The sequence below is a fragment of the Pseudothermotoga thermarum DSM 5069 genome (assembly GCF_000217815.1).
In the GTDB taxonomy this organism is placed as follows: Bacteria; Thermotogota; Thermotogae; order Thermotogales; family DSM-5069; genus Pseudothermotoga; species Pseudothermotoga thermarum.
Map to the genome: position 1 here is coordinate 564,840 of NC_015707.1, position 15,347 is coordinate 580,186.

Genomic DNA, 15,347 nt, shown 5'->3' on the forward strand with positions numbered 1-15,347 from the left:
GATATGAAAGGTTTTGTGGTAAACGTATGGTTTCAAACTTGGTCGAAGATGTTTGGAAAAGATTTTGTCGACAAAATCAAGGCAAAATATGGTATTTCACCAGACCATGTGTACAGCCCAATTGATGATGTTCCAGACGATTTGCCGTTGTCGATTTCTCGGGATATAGCGGCCGCAAAAAACATGACTTTCGATGATCTTTGGTATCAAACGGGAAAACAAAATCTGTTCACCTTCTTTGAGAATTATCCAGACTTTTTCAAAAAGCCAAGCTTTATGTCGTTCATGGCCGCGATGGATAGCGTCCACCGTGTTTTGACAAGAAAAATACAAGGCGCAAGACCACCAAGGGTGTTCTTCAGGATGATATCCGATAGAAAAGCTATAGTTAGATATCAATCGAAGAGAAATTTCAAAAAGTATTTCCTGGGGCTTATGGAAAGTGCATCGGAATTTTTCAAAGATCCCATCAAATACAGAATTCTTGCCGATGGTAGCGAGAATGGATACAACTATCTTGAGGTTGAAGTAGAAGCCACCAAACCATATGGATTTTTCGACAAGATTCGCTCGTTTGCGCTACTTGGCTTTGGTGTTGTGAAAAATTTAGTTTCAGTTTACGTGTTTTTGGTACCTTTGTACACCTTTGTGGTCAGTTTTTTGGTTGGGAAATTTCTACCAATTGATCTACTTTTCAAATCACTTATAACTGCCGGATTCGTTTCTGGGTTACTTTATTTCACAACCGGCGGATTGAAGAAGGGTTTTGCGGGAATCAAGAGATTTGCAAAGAACATGAGTGAAAAGAACTTTGATGAACCAGTTGCTTTGGAAGGGTTGAAAGAGTTTAAGGAAATATCCGAACAGATGAACAACGCTGTTGACCAGCTGAAAGAAGTTCTTCTTGGTATATCCGGTGATATCCAAGAGATGAGCTTGTATTCGCAGAAAGTCATTGCTGCAGTCAACTCAATGAGGGAACAACTCGACACCATGAACTCACTTTCAAGTGAAATTGCGAACACAGCCGTTCAAATAAGCAATGATACCGAAAGGATTTCTAACGCTGTCACTTCCAACGTTGAAACGATCACCTCGATCATGAAGGAACAAACCGAGATTGTTAAATCCCTAAACGATGCGGTAGTATCGATTGTTGAGTCTGCCAACAACGTGGAAAATTCAGCCGATGGAATTGTCAAGATGAGCCAAAGATTTGCCGAACTTGTAGAACTCGGTAAAAACTTGCAGCAGCAAGCCTCCACGATAATGGAAGTCGCCACAACTGTTTCGAGCATAGCCGAGCAGACCAACTTGCTTGCCTTGAACGCGGCGATTGAAGCTGCCAGGAGTGGCGAAGCGGGAAGAGGTTTTGCAGTTGTGGCTGACGAAATAAGAAAACTTGCCGAAGAAAGCAGAGCCTCGGCCGCAAAGATTTCCGACTTTTTAAAATCTATAACGATTGGTATCGAGAATCTCAGCAAGAGCATTCAAGCTGAATTCAACGAGATGAAACAGCAATCGCAGCTTCTTCTTGAAAGTTCGGCGAGAAACAAACAGTCGAGCGACCTTATATCAGGTATTTCGAAGAGACTGAGCCAGCTTATCGATACTTTGAACATGCAAGCTGAAAAACTCAACGACATAACCAGCAGCATACAGAACCTTCTTGCCATAAGTGAAGAGAGCTCTGCCACAGCAGAGGAAATCAGCTCTTCGATACAAAACTTCTTTACGCAGCTTAGGGTTGTTTTGGACAACGTGAACGAAACGATCAGGCTTTTGGACATTGTAAGAATGAATTTCGAGGGGGTCAAGCTGTAGTTGAGGTTGGCAATAACGGGTAGACCAGGGGTTGGAAAGACTACTCTTTGCGAAAAGATTTGTGAAAGACTCAGAGAAAAAATCCCTATATCAGGTTTTGTAACAAAAGAAGTGAGGGAGAAAGGCAAAAGGATTGGCTTTAAGGCTTTCGACCTTTCCACTGGAAAAACAGTTTGGATTTCGAAAGTTGGGGAAGGTCAACCAAAAGTTGGTAAATACGTTGTTTTGGTGGATGAATTTGAGGAATTTTTGAAAAAACTGGATTGGGACGGAAAACTCGTCGTTATCGACGAAATAGGACCAATGGAACTCAAAAGTGCGGTTTTTTCGCAGTTGATCGAAAAGCTTTTGTCACATGAAGATTTGCTTTTTGTGGTACATCAAACCCTTTCGCATCCACTGGTTGAAAGGATAAAAAAGCATTTCAAACTATTCGTTGTAACAGAGCAAAACAGAGATGCTTTGGTTGAAGAAATTTGCAGGATATTCGCAAAATAAAAAGCCTGGCTTTTGCCAGGCTTTTTCAATCTTTCAAAGCTTTATCGAGGTCGAATTTTTCTTTCTTTTCAAGGAGTTTTTGTTTGAAGAATTCTACGATCAGCTTGTACCTTTTTAACCTGTGGCTGTAGCTTGCTTGAACGCTGTGGCTGTGAGCGCCTTTTTTGAAGATGGCTATATAGGCTTCTTTGCCAAGGTCTTTCAATACGGTGTAGAACATCAACGATTGGTCCAAAGGACAACGATAATCTTCAAGACTGTGTATCAACAAAATCGGAGTGGTGACGTTTTTTGCGAAGAATATCGGACTGAGTTCCCTATAATTTCTGTTTTCCAGCGGCTGTTCACCAATCAAACTCTTATCGAACCAAAAGCCGATGTCTGAAAAAGCATAGCTGGTGAACCAATAAGATATTCCGTTTTCGCTGACTGCAGCTTTGAAAAGATCGGTTTGGGTGATTGCCCAATTCGTCATGAAACCGCCGTAGCTTATTCCGGTGATGCCAAAGTCTGTGATTTGTTCATGTTCGCGGATCCATTCGACCGCTTTCATAATATCCTGAAAATCCTCTTTTCCCGTTCGTTCTTTAACCAACAAAGCAAACTCTTCACTGTAGTTATCGCTTCCTCTCGGATTTGTGTAAAGCACGTAGAATCCTTCTTCGATAAGAAGCTGGCCAAGAAAGTAAGGAACGTAACCATATGCTCCTTTAGGTCCTCCATGTACAAAAACTATGCACGGTGCAGGTGTTTTGTCGGGTTTAAGGTACCAACCTTCTATTTTCATGCCATCAAAACTTCTGTATTCGAACTGGTTCATCTTTCTAAAGACAAGTTTTGAAGCAACATCGGTGTTTAATTGAGTGATCTTTCTAATTTCCTTTCCATCGATCAAGTAAACTTCCGCTGGATTTTGGTCGTTCACGAATACACAGACAGCTTTTCCATTTCTGGAAACGTCAAAAGTTGTTACAACGCCTTCGTCCAGTAGAGTTTCTTTCTGCAGCGTTTGGAGACTTATTCTTTCTAGAAGAACTTTTCCACCGCAGCCGGATTTGAAGTAAACACATCCGTTGGAAATTTTCGGAGAAGATTCTCCGTCGGCAGCCCAGATTTCCAAACTGACATGGCCTGTGTTGTTCAAACCGTATTTATCCGTTAAGCAAATCAGTTTTCCGTTCTCATACATGTAAACGTAATCGTGCAGGAATAGCTCGGGCTTTGATTCTCTTCCATAAAGAACCAGCTTTGAACCTTCGACATCACAGGCTATAAGTCCAACGTTTTTTAGTATCTCTTTTTTCTCGCTATTTGAATATTGAACGATTGTGAAAATCGTGAATGGATTTTTTTCATCGGCAGCAGTATAAACAACAGAATTTTTCCAACACAAGATCTTTACGATGTTTCTATCGAAAAATTCTTCGACAACTTGCAAATTTTCGACATTTACAATTGAGATAACATCGATTTGATTGTCCAAAAACCCCTTTCCGTCAAACCAAACTGGCAACCGTTCTTCAAAATAAAGATCTTCATCGTTTCTTTTTTTAGCCGTCCACAAAGCGATGTGCTTGTTATCTTCAAACCATTCAAAATCGACTATGGATTCTTTTTTGACAACTTCCTTTGAAGTGAAATGATCAAGTTCCGTCACAACTAGACAAACTTCTTTGTCGAGTTTTTTCAGGTAAGCAAGGTGCTTTTCATCTTTTGAAAACTTTGGTTTGAAAGTTTCCTCAGAAAGGTAGATTTTGTCACCTGACTGAAGTTGCTGAAGCACAATTTGCTTAATAGTTTTGTTTTGCTCTGGGATAATTCTTTTAATTGTGTAAGCGATCCATTTTCCAAAAGAGCTGATTTTCACATCAACTGGAACAACAAACTTGGTGAAAGTTGCATATTGCCATTTCACGACATTCACCTCGCTTTTGTTCTTCCATCGAACCTGTAAAACCAAAAGGCTGTGGGATAAGACCCACAGCTAGAATCATGAATTTTTCTTGCATTTTGTTCTTTCAAGCTAAGCTTTTTTTAACGCTGGGAACATCTATTGGTTCTGTCAGAACTTTTCTAATTCTTTCCAAAGCCCAGTCGATTTCTTCCTTAGTTATCACAAGCGGGGGAGCAAATCTTATCACTTGCTCGTGGGTTTCTTTGCAAAGCACTCCTAATTGTGCTAGTTTTTCACAGAATGACCTTGCGGGACCATACTCAGGTTTTATCTCAACACCAATCAACAAACCTTTTCCTCTCACTTCTTTCACGTACTCGCTTTCGATCAGTTTGAGCTGACTCATGAAGTAATCGCCAAGTTCCCTTGCTCTTTCGTCTAATCTTTCTTCTTGCAAAACTTCCATGGCTGCTATTCCCACCGCCGCTGCCAATGGGTTTCCACCAAAGGTCGAGCCATGGTCACCTGGTTTTAAAACATCCATGATATCGTTGTTCGCCAAGACCGCTGAAACTGGATATACTCCTCCACCGAGTGCTTTGCCAAGAATCAAGATATCAGGTTTGGCATCTTCCCATTGCCAGGCGAACATTTTACCAGTTCTTCCAAGTCCAGTTTGAATTTCATCGAAGATGAGCAAAATTTTATGCTTGTCTGCAATTTCTCTCAAAACTTTGAGATAACCTGCTGGTGGAACACGAACACCACCTTCACCTTGTATAGGTTCAACGAGTATTCCTATGGTTTTTTCGTCTATCAATTTTTCGATTGCACTTGCGTCACCAAACGGGGCCACTTTGAAACCAGGTGTATATGGTCCAAATCCATCTCGGTACTGAGGCTCTGTGGAAAAGGAAATTATGGTTATCGTTCTTCCGTGAAAGTTTCCTTCGGCCACGATGATGTTACCATCGTTCATCGGTATGCCTCTTTTGTAATAAGCCCATTTTCGAGCCACTTTTAGAGCGCTTTCAACGGCTTCGGCACCTGTGTTCATAGGTAACACTTTATCGTAACCGGCAAACTTTGCAAGTTTTTCTTCAAACAAACCTAAAACGTTGTTGTAAAAAGCCCTAGAGGTTAAGGCAACTTTTTGCAACTGATCAATCAACGCCTTGACTATTTTTGGATGCCTGTGACCATGGCTCAAAGCTGAATATGCAGAAAGCATGTCCAAATACCTTTTTCCTTCTACATCCCAAACCCATACCCCTTCGGCTCTTTCAATCACAACGGGTATGGGTTTGTAGTTGTGAGCACCAAATTCGTATTCCAAATCCATGAAATATTTGCTGTTCATTTGCTTCCCTCCTTTGTAGCGTTTTTGTTACACTTCATAAACATATTATCATAATTGCGGAAATTTGCCAAATCAAATAAAAATCAATAAAGGCTGGGAATTTTCTAATAACCAAACCTAAGGTACCTTTTTCTTTTTCTTTCTCACGTATGCTCTTTATTTCAAAAGTATGCGTGTATTTGTGATACTATAAAAACGGAGGTGAACTTTTGTGAAAAAATTTGTTGTGTTTGCATTCTTAACCATTTTGATTTGTTACGTTTTCGGTTGGTCTGCGCATGAAACGCTGACTTATCTCATTGTCCAAAGCTTGCCAAACAAAGATGATTTGGTTCCAATCACACCTTATTCGTACGTTGAAAGCAGAGTTTACAACATGGAATATCTCAAATTAGAAGATTATTGTGGAGATTTTATCGAAAACTTTGTTCCAAAATGGGCTGTTTTCTTTCCACCCGATCCAAAACCACAAGATGGAAAAGTACCTGTTTGGCAGATATTGACGATTTATTCAGTTGAACCAGATCTTGGAATGGATGAAGGTTTGCAACTTTCACCTTTGCAAGATTTGATCGGAAGCAGCAAGGGAGTCAGGCACATGAAATATAGACTTTTGGTGGTTGACTTTTTTGAAGGCAGCGAAAGTGTTTTGTATTTCATCAACATGTCGCGTGAGGCTTTCAAAAAAGGTGACAGGTATTGGGGATATCGCTTTTTGGCAAGGGCACTTCACTATTTGCAGGATCTTTCGATGCCGTACCACAACGCTCCAGGACCACTTTTCGACACCGTTCGTGGCATTTTTGACAAAGACACGGCTTTGATGTTGGCTTACACTCATTTTTCCTACGATGAGTACATGGCTTATCTTTTGTACAGAAACGATGAAGAAACTATAAATGCAATTTTGCATGCCGAACCAAAGAAGGTTAGAAACACGCGTGAACTAATTCAGCGCGTTAGACTGCTTGGCTTAAGAAACATTTCAAAGGTACACAGATTGATGACACATCATTTTGGCGAAGACCTTAAGGGAAGGATTTTAGGCCTGGAAGATTTTGAAAGAAAATCAACGGAGCTTCAGGAGTTAAAGCAAATCACCATTTCTATAGCGCGCGATCTATCGAGTTTGCTCAAAGGATTTTTACTGGATTATCTAAAAGAAGTTGGGGAACTGTGAGTTGAAAAGTTAGAAAATTAGATCTTTCAAGGTATAAACGTAGTTGTCTTGTACTTTTCTAATCTCAATTTCGTCGAAAAACCTATACGCTCCAACCGGTTGGTAACCTAAAACTTCGCTCAAGGTTCCTATCGCTTCGCCGGAAGGTTGTCCGGCAAAGTTGCTTGTTACTTCAAAGAAATATCTTACCGTTGAATAGAAAGTTTGATTTGCTTTTGTAAAAGCGCTGATGGCTTGATCTACCGTGGCAAAGATTATCAGTATCGCAAAAAACAAAACAATCATTGCGGTAACAAGTTCTACTACTGTGAAGCCTTTCATCTCAGCCTCAACCCTTCCAATTTTATTGCCCCTGTCATAGGAGCAAAGCCTTTTTTGGCTGAATAAAGTCTTTGATCGAAAACGTTGAATTCTTTCAATCCTTTGGTACCACTCCATGTTGCCGTAACTGCCTCGGCAGCTATCGAGCCAAATATGAATCGGTAACTCAAGTCTTTGAAATCTTTGTAATTCACTTTAAAAGTTGGTACCAAAGGATTTTGTATATTTTTCGCTTTTTCTCTATCCCAGTACATGACAAATACGCTCATATCCATCCTGAGGTTCCTTATTCTACTTGTTCCAGGTATGTAATAACCGCCATGCCAAGGTATGACTATATCCCCAGTGGTTATCAAGCTGATGTGATCTTTTGTCCCAACTTCAGACATCGTTCTGTACCAAAAGTCCCAGAACGTTTTTCCATCGATTGTGATAGTTGAACCGTTGACAAGCCTCACTTGACCAACAACATTTTTATTGTTTGGTATTGGTTCACCATTCGAAAAGAACGGATCCATTTTAACTTTATACTCCATCCCGTCAATTTTGACGATCATTTCCCTTTCGCTGTTTGCGCTGAAATACTCTATGTCGCTGTATATAACAACGTTGTCGTGTGGGGTTTGTTCTTTCTGTCTCCCGCGATTTCCCATCACCAATATAGTCCAATCACCCATGAACACATTTTTTATCCATTGATCCTTTTTGCCAAAAGCAACTTGAGAATTGGTTGTATCACAAAACAGTCCAAAGAAACCATTGAATGAGTTCAAGATTCTTTCGTAAAACAAAGGTTCACCTTTTGCTTGAGCTTGTTCCAAGTGGATTTTCACTGGAACATTCGGTGGACCAGGAAACGGTATTTCAATTCTAACTTTGTATTTTTCATCTTTTAATCTAAAGTAACCATCCTCAGGACCTTCGATGTTTATCACTTGAACGAAAGTTCCATCAACAATTTGAACAGTTGAAGTGATGATCAAATCATCGACTGTTTGACCACCTGGAGATTTTGAGTAAATAATTTCAATTCCTGCAGAACCTTCTGGCATGCTTATTTCACCTTTTGCAAATTTGACTAGGTCAACTCTTGGCAAACTTTCTATTTGCGCCTGCCAGTATGTTTTTCCCTGGAAAGCTTCTTTGTAAGCTTTTACGTCAGCATCACTGAGTACAACTTGACCGGCTGCAAAGATTTCCAAAAGTTCTCGATCGGTGTACTGTACGTGTTTTCTCAGCAATCTATAAAAAGTTTTTCCATAAAACCTTGGTCCAGGTATGCCACCTATTCCAAGTCCACCTTTTCCGTTTTCATCTACTCCAAACCAAGCTGGGCCGTCGATTACCTCTCCTGTTCCGTAGTAAGTCCCTTCGGGTATGCCGTTTGGTAAAAAAACTGCGTAGTTGAAAAACCCTTCTGGTCCGACAAAAGCCCAGCAATAAGAATTGTTCACCTGTACGAACAGCAAAAGCAACCAAGCTTTGGTTTCAGATTCTGAAAGAGTAAAAACTTTTATTTTGGAAGGATCTGCGTTTATGAGTCCCCTTGACTTGCTGTCGTAAATGGCTTTTTTAAGCGGTGATTCACCTAATTGGAAACTGAGCAGATCCTTGATTGTTGAGAAATCCTCAGCCAAATCATTTTCGAACAAGTTTACCCAAGCGTTTCTTTCGACAGGCCCCAAACTGTTTAATACGATGTCTTTGATTTTTTCGTAATATTCCTGCGCAGTTAAATGCTCGGCAAGGTAAAATCCGCTTGCAACGCTATATTTGCTCCTCAAATACGCTGCACTCATGGCAATGACCTTTAACGCATCGGCTTCGTCTTTCAACTTACCGCTGGCAAGTGCAACGCTTTTGATTGTCGTGTTCACCTGAGTTATAATGGCTGTCGCTATTATCGAGGCAATGGCTATCATCATTATGGCAGCAACCATCACATATCCGCTTTTTCCTTTCATGCCATCACATCCCAATTCCCGGTGGATAAACAGAAAAAGTCATTGAAATCTTTGAATTTGGGTTCATCGGATTGTTTGCTTCGACGGAGAATTTTATCGGCAAGGATGTTGAAGGATCAAAAGTAACAGTTACACCTCTGGTTGGTATGGTGAGCATCTGTTCTTCTTCCAGATAAATGAGTTTATCTTCTTCCGAAATCAATTTGCAATTTATTATTCCAGTTCCGAGTATTTCAGGTATTATAATTTGAAATTGAACAACCTTTTCAGAAACATTTATAGAGTTTGCAGACCCGCTGGCTTTGCTGAGAATGCGAATAACGCTATTTGCAGTTTCCGTAAGCTGGCGGATTGTTTCTAAAATCTGTATGTGTTGCTGCGCTTTTTTTAAGTAGTCATTTATCACCAAAGCAAAAACAATAGTAAAAACAGCGAAAACAGCTATGACTATTACGATTTCCAAAACAGTAAAAGCTTTTTTCAACTTAAAGCACCCTAATCATATTTTACATGGTTTTTCAAAAATTGTGATAAATGGTTCGCCTTTGTGTTAGTATTTTTGTGAAGATGTGATCTCCTCCCATTCCTTAAAAGGTATAGGCTTCCTGCTTCACCGCGGTTTCCCACTCCACAGGCGTTACTTCGGGCCGGTCCAACCATAAAGCTTGTTCAAAACTCAAACTAAGCCCTTTCCTCAATATCACCATCGCCGCGTTCACGTCCCTGTCTATCTTTAAGCCACACTCAACACATACCTTTTGATAAACAACACCTTTGTACATCCTCAAAAAAGCAAACACTTTGTTGATCGCATCACTACGTCGATTCGATATCTTCTCATACTCCCTGCGTATCAATGTTAGTCTTCTTTGCAGCTTTTTCAACCTTCTTATTTCATGCTTTGTCTATCACCACTCTGTTTCGCTTCAAATCAAGCTCGTACTTCAAACCATACCGCTTCATCCCTACTCCATATCCATTGGCTTTAAGCTTATCAAGCGAACGAAGGTTATCTTTCAACCTGCCTGATACCTCTTGCTTTACCTGTGATCCAAGTAGACTTAACTGTCTTTGTTCATATTTGACTTGTTCAGATTTGTTCAAAGCCAAGGCGCTCCTTTCAGACGAAAATTTGGTATGCTTTGATTATAACCTACATGCTATATTGTATAATGAAATCAAGCCGTTCATCACAGTCCATTGAAAGGGATGTGATTTATGGCTAAATTTCTGTAAGGTAGTTACAATTACATCCATAAAAAGTCCTTGGTGGAATGTGTTAAAATCCCAAGGGGTTTCTGTTATAATGTTAACACGGTGAACTTCGTGGTGCAAAATTTTTTATGAAGAGGGGAGGTGTACCCGAAAGGGTGTAATTATGGCTAAGAAAAGAATTTTGGTCGTTGATGACGATCCATCGATCATTGAGCTTGTAAGTTACAACCTCGCCAGAGAGGGATACGATGTTCTCAAAGCCTACGACGGCGAGGAAGCTTTGAAAGTCGCCGCCAACGAACCAGTGGATTTGTTCATCGTCGATATCATGTTACCCGGTATGGATGGTTTTGAACTTGTAAGACAGCTCAGATCAAGTGAAAAGTACAAAACAACACCGGTGATTTTCTTGAGCGCAAAAGGCGAGGAGTTTGACAAAGTTTTGGGACTGGAACTTGGCGCTGACGATTACATCACTAAGCCGTTCAGCATCAGAGAATTGATAGCAAGGATCAAAGCTGTTTTCAGAAGAATCCAATTGAGTGCACAAGAAAAGGAAGAAAGACCAAAGAAGATTGTTGCAAAAGGCTTGGAAATCGACGTTGAAAGGTACGAAGTCAGGGTCGGGGGTAAAAAAGTCAATTTAACCCCATTGGAATTTGAACTGCTCAGGTTCCTGGCGGAAAACGAAGGAAAAGTTTTCAACAGGGATGTTTTGCTTGACAAGCTTTGGGGTTATGACTACTATGGAGACACCAGAACCGTCGATGTTCACATTAGAAGACTTAGAACAAAAATTGAAGAAGATCCTTCCAATCCGAAGTACATAATCACTGTTAGAGGGAAGGGTTACAAGTTCAGAGACCCAGGGAAGGAAGAATAATAGGTGCTTGTTGCTTTTTTAATAGCCATTTCAATAATCGTCGCATTGGTTGTTTACGAAATTGCAAGCCATTGGAAAATTAGAGATTACAAAAAATTCTTTCAAAGGGTGGCGGAGTTGGCTGGTGTGAGTGAAGACTCCCCACCTATTCATATTTTGCAACAACTTAGAAATAGGATCGCGATGTTGGAGGAAGAACTTGCAGCCGTTCAAAAGAGCAGGGAAAACGTTTTAACCTTATTGGATAACGTGGTGGATCCAATCTTTTTCGTTCAAGTTGATGGAGAAATAATCTTCGCAAACAAAGCAGCCGAGATGATATCACGCTCTGCGGTTGTTTCAAAGAAAATACACGAGGTGCTTGAAGATTACTTTCTCATCGAGATGTTTGACGAAACAGTCAGAACCTGGCAAGTTCAAGAAGCAAATGTGATGCTTTACGTCAACGGTCGCAAGAGGTATTTTTCTTGCAAGATGATACCGGTTTCGCTTTCGAAATCAGAGAAAAGGATAGTTATTCTCATGCATGATATAACAAAAGAACACGAGCTCAACGAAATGAGAAAAGAATTTGTATCCAACGTTTCGCACGAGTTGAGGACACCACTCACTTCCATACATGGATACGCCGAAACTCTCTTGAACGACCCTGATATTGACCCTGAGACTCGCCAAAGGTTTCTAAGCATCATAGAAAATGAAGCGGCAAGAATGACAAGGTTGATAAACGATCTTTTGGATTTGGAAAGGCTCGAATCTGGAGAAGCCAGATTTGAATTTCAACCTGTGGACTTGTGTTCAGTTATCAAATATGTTCTTTCAATAGTAGAACCACTTGCTGTTCAATATGGCGTAAAAGTGGAATACAGTTGTCAGGACATCGTTTTGGAGGCAGATCAAGATAGGTTAATTCAAATGCTGGTTAACTTGGTTGACAACGCAGTTAAGTATACTTCGCTGAAAGAAACCGGCGAAAAGCAAGTTAAAGTCAGTGCAAAACTTCAGGATGAATCGGTAGTAATAAAGGTTGAAGACACAGGACCAGGCATACCGAAAAACGCTTTGGAAAGGATCTTCGATAGGTTTTACAGGGTGGATAAAGGAAGAAGCAGAAAAATGGGTGGCGCAGGTTTGGGACTTTCAATAGTCAAAACTATAGTTGATAGACACAATGGAAAGATATACGTGGAAAGTGAGGTTGGCGTTGGGACAACTTTTACCGTAGTGTTGCCAGTTAAGCAGGGAGAGAGAAAAGATGAGAATGTACGATATCATCAAAAAGAAGCGTGATGGAAATGAGTTAACAACTGAGGAGATAAATTTCGTCGTTGAAAAGTACGTTTCCGGCGAAATACCGGATTATCAAATGGCGGCCTTTTTGATGGCTGTTTATTTTCGCGGTCTCAACGAACGAGAAACCTATGACCTGACGATTGCAATGGCAAGATCCGGTGAATTCGTTGATCTTTCGGCTATCTCCGGAATCAAGGTGGATAAGCATTCCACAGGTGGCGTCGGTGACAAGGTAACTTTGGTTGTTCTACCGATCGTGGCTTGCTTTGGTGTGAAAGTTGCAAAAATGTCAGGTCGAGGACTTGGACACACCGGTGGCACCATAGACAAGCTTGAGTCGATACCAGGAATGAGAGTGGAGCTTGACAAATCGGAGTTTTTTAAAGTGGTCAACGAAGTTGGTTTTTCCATAATTAGTCAAACGGGAAACCTTGTCCCAGCTGATAAGAAAATCTATGCTCTTAGAGATGCAACCGCCACGGTAGACAACATATCCTTGATCGCTTCAAGCATTGTCAGCAAAAAACTTGCAAGCGGTGCGGATGCGATTGTTTTTGATGTCAAAGTTGGATCTGGGGCTTTCTTGAAAGATATAGATTCAGCCAGAAAGCTTGCCAGATTGATGATAGATATACTCGCAAGGTATGGAAAACGTGCGAAGGCCGTTTTGTCTGATATGGATCAGCCACTTGGAAGAATGGTTGGTAATTCCCTTGAGGTAATCGAAGCGATAGAGTGCTTAAAAGGATTGGGTCAAAAGGATCTTGAGAAGTTATCGATTCGTATAGCAAAAGAAATGCTCGAATTAGCCGATGTTAAAGTAACCGAAGCGCAAATATTGGAGGCTTTGATCTCGGGCGAGGCTTTGAAGGTGTTTAGGAAATTTTTGAAAGCCCAGGGTGGAGATGAAGGAATAGTCGAAGATTATTCAAAATTGCCGGTTGCAAAAGAAACAGTATTTGTTCCTTCGGAAAAAAGCGGCTATGTGTACAAGATAAATGCCGAAGCAGTTGGATTGGCGTCGGTCCTTTTGGGAGCTGGGAGAAGTAAGAAAGAGGACGTTATAGATCACGGGGTTGGTATAGAAGTTTTGAAAAAAGTGTCAGATTTTGTACAAAAGGGCGAACCATTGGTAAAACTCTACGTTGGCAAGCGTAGTAAGGTCGACGATGCTATAAAACTTATCAAGGAGGCTTACGAAATCAGGCAAGAGCAACCAGAACCCAAAGACGTTGTTCTTGAGGTGATCGAATGAAACCTAGCCTGGTTCTAGTGTCGATCTTTTTCCTTTGTTTTTCCACCATTTTTTGTTCCCAAGCAATTGTTATAATGAAAGGGCTTGGTGTTTCCACCAATTCTGTGGATGGGTATTTGGATGTAAAACCGCTTGAAAAGCTGGGATTATCGGTCGTAATATCGGAAAGGTCTAACAGAGCTTATGTAATATACGGAAGAAAAATAATAGTTGCAGAAGGCGATGGGAGATTGTCGGTAGACTTTTTGGAAAGCTATGAGAACGCTGCTTTGGTGAAAAAAGATACCGTTTTGATTCAAGCTCAAATTTTGAGTAGAATACTTGGTTTGTCAACGTATTTAACGCCAAACGGTAATACAGTTCTCGCTGACAGTTTGCCGGTGATCAAATCAGTTCATTTTGGCGAAAATAGTCTTCAGTTTGTTTTTGATGGGATTGTACTTGAGCAAATGTTCAAGATATCAACTTTTCCAGGAAAGGTTCAGATTGAAGTAGCTCCCTGCAGGGTACAAGTTACTTCTATCGAAAAGGTTAAGCTAAAAGTCGACGAGGTTAAAGCCATTTTTGAAATAGAAGTTGAAGACGATGTTGACTTGTCGGTTTCCACCGTGTTTGAACCTTCAGCCGTTGTGGTTAAGCTTAGGTATCCAGGATTTGCCAAGGAAAGGATTGCCCCAGGTATTTTGTGGGAACAAGTTGTAGAGACAATTGCTGGAAAGCAGATGCTTGTAAATTATCTTTGGATAGATCCAAAAAGAGTTGATCTTCGTCCTACGATAAGCGTTGGCGGAATAGGAACCACCGAAAGCATCGACAGGATGGTTTCACGTGTCAAAGCGGTGGCTGGGATCAACGCCAATTATTTCGATGTTTCAACTAGAATGCCAATAGGTTTGATAATAGTCGATGGAAAGGTCTTGTCGCTTCCATACGGAAATAGACCGGTTTTTATTCAGACACAGTCTGGCGAGGTTTACATTTCAAGAATGTTCTACGAAGTGAACATCAAAATAGGTCAGCTTTTGTTTTTGGTCAAGGGCATCAACACCGTTGCCATAGGAGATGTTTTAATATTCACCGAAGAATTTGGATTGCCAATTCCACGGCGTGACGAAACGATTTATTTTACAGTTCAAAACGGTAGAATAAGCAGCATAGGATGGGTTGAAAAAGCACCAGCAAAGGGATATGTGCTTGCAATTTCTGCAAAATACGCAAATTATCTACAAGCTGTACAGATAGGCGATCGAGTTGAGGTGATTGTCAACACAGATTTTCCTTATCCAATAAAGCATGCCGTTGAAGGCGGTCCATTGTTGATCTACAACGGCTCACCGCTTCCAGATCGAAACGCTGAAAAAAATAGATACGGTGGAGGGATAGCAACATCCAATGCCAATAGAACCTTGGTTGCCACATTGCCTGATGGAAGAGTTGTTTTTGTCGTTATAAACGATCAAGATGGTTCAGGAGGCGTGAACTACGACGAGTTAGTGGAATTTTGCTTGCAAAAGGGTTTTTATTCTGCTATGAATCTTGACGGTGGTAGCTCGTCGGTAATGGTTGTTAAAAATCAAATAGTCAGTAGAATGTTCTCTGGTTGGGTTAGAAATATACCGGTATCATTGCTTGCAATACCGAAGGAATAACTAGCTCGTGG

General features: G+C 40.7%; 14 protein-coding genes. 7 read left to right on the forward strand and 7 right to left on the reverse strand.

The features are described from left to right. The first annotated feature begins 3 nt into the window (after positions 1-3). Together THETH_RS02830 and THETH_RS02835 are read left to right on the forward strand one after the other, a co-directional pair. Complete coding sequence (locus THETH_RS02830) at positions 4-1,824, forward strand: heme NO-binding domain-containing protein (protein WP_013931874.1); 1,821 nt, start codon at positions 4-6, stop codon at positions 1,822-1,824. Continuing rightward, positions 1,825-2,322, forward strand: a complete 498-nt coding sequence (locus tag THETH_RS02835; RefSeq protein ID WP_013931875.1) for an NTPase — start codon at positions 1,825-1,827, stop codon at positions 2,320-2,322. It abuts the gene before it with no gap. Positions 2,323-2,347: 25 nt separating this feature from the next. Here THETH_RS02835 and THETH_RS02840 read toward each other — a convergent pair whose 3' ends face one another. Continuing rightward, on the reverse strand, positions 2,348-4,237 hold the full coding sequence (locus tag THETH_RS02840) for an alpha/beta hydrolase family protein (RefSeq protein ID WP_013931876.1): 1,890 nt from the start codon (positions 4,235-4,237) through the stop codon (positions 2,348-2,350). A gap of 103 nt (positions 4,238-4,340) precedes the next feature. Further along, positions 4,341-5,576, reverse strand: coding sequence for an ornithine--oxo-acid transaminase (rocD, locus tag THETH_RS02845; RefSeq protein ID WP_013931877.1), 1,236 nt, complete (start codon positions 5,574-5,576; stop codon positions 4,341-4,343). 211 nt (positions 5,577-5,787) lie between these two features. Between rocD and THETH_RS02850 the strand changes: the two genes are divergently transcribed. Beyond that, complete coding sequence (locus THETH_RS02850; RefSeq protein ID WP_013931878.1) at positions 5,788-6,756, forward strand: phospholipase C/P1 nuclease family protein; 969 nt, start codon at positions 5,788-5,790, stop codon at positions 6,754-6,756. 9 nt (positions 6,757-6,765) lie between these two features. Here THETH_RS02850 and THETH_RS02855 read toward each other — a convergent pair whose 3' ends face one another. From THETH_RS02855 to THETH_RS02875, 5 genes are all read right to left on the reverse strand, one after another. Beyond that, positions 6,766-7,077 carry a hypothetical protein gene (locus tag THETH_RS02855; RefSeq protein WP_013931879.1) on the reverse strand — a complete coding sequence of 104 codons (312 nt, stop codon included), beginning with the start codon at positions 7,075-7,077 and terminating at the stop codon, positions 6,766-6,768. Further along, positions 7,074-9,041, reverse strand: coding sequence for a hypothetical protein (locus THETH_RS02860; protein WP_013931880.1), 1,968 nt, complete (start codon positions 9,039-9,041; stop codon positions 7,074-7,076). The genes THETH_RS02855 and THETH_RS02860 overlap by 4 nt, the downstream gene beginning before the upstream one ends. A 4-nt stretch (positions 9,042-9,045) precedes the next feature. Continuing rightward, the gene (locus tag THETH_RS02865) at positions 9,046-9,525 is read right to left on the reverse strand and encodes a type II secretion system protein (RefSeq protein WP_013931881.1); all 480 of its coding nucleotides are present in this window, start codon (positions 9,523-9,525) and stop codon (positions 9,046-9,048) included. A 103-nt stretch (positions 9,526-9,628) separates the two neighbouring features. Continuing rightward, the gene (locus tag THETH_RS02870; RefSeq protein ID WP_041446368.1) at positions 9,629-9,925 is read right to left on the reverse strand and encodes a hypothetical protein; all 297 of its coding nucleotides are present in this window, start codon (positions 9,923-9,925) and stop codon (positions 9,629-9,631) included. 10 nt (positions 9,926-9,935) lie between these two features. Next, positions 9,936-10,145 carry a hypothetical protein gene (locus THETH_RS02875; protein WP_041446369.1) on the reverse strand — a complete coding sequence of 70 codons (210 nt, stop codon included), beginning with the start codon at positions 10,143-10,145 and terminating at the stop codon, positions 9,936-9,938. A gap of 274 nt (positions 10,146-10,419) precedes the next feature. On the opposite strand from THETH_RS02875, the gene THETH_RS02880 reads away from it, so the two are divergent. From THETH_RS02880 to THETH_RS02895, 4 genes are read left to right on the forward strand one after another with little or no spacing between them, the layout of a single operon-like run. Then, a complete protein-coding gene (locus THETH_RS02880) occupies positions 10,420-11,139 on the forward strand; it encodes a response regulator transcription factor (protein ID WP_013931882.1) in 720 nt (239 codons plus the stop codon). A 3-nt stretch (positions 11,140-11,142) separates the two neighbouring features. Beyond that, complete coding sequence (locus tag THETH_RS02885; RefSeq protein ID WP_013931883.1) at positions 11,143-12,429, forward strand: sensor histidine kinase; 1,287 nt, start codon at positions 11,143-11,145, stop codon at positions 12,427-12,429. Beyond that, a complete protein-coding gene (locus THETH_RS02890; RefSeq protein ID WP_013931884.1) occupies positions 12,395-13,687 on the forward strand; it encodes a pyrimidine-nucleoside phosphorylase in 1,293 nt (430 codons plus the stop codon). The genes THETH_RS02885 and THETH_RS02890 overlap by 35 nt, the downstream gene beginning before the upstream one ends. After that, positions 13,684-15,336, forward strand: coding sequence for a phosphodiester glycosidase family protein (locus THETH_RS02895; RefSeq protein WP_013931885.1), 1,653 nt, complete (start codon positions 13,684-13,686; stop codon positions 15,334-15,336). Before THETH_RS02890 ends, THETH_RS02895 begins: the two co-directional genes overlap by 4 nt. Positions 15,337-15,347 lie beyond the last annotated feature (11 nt).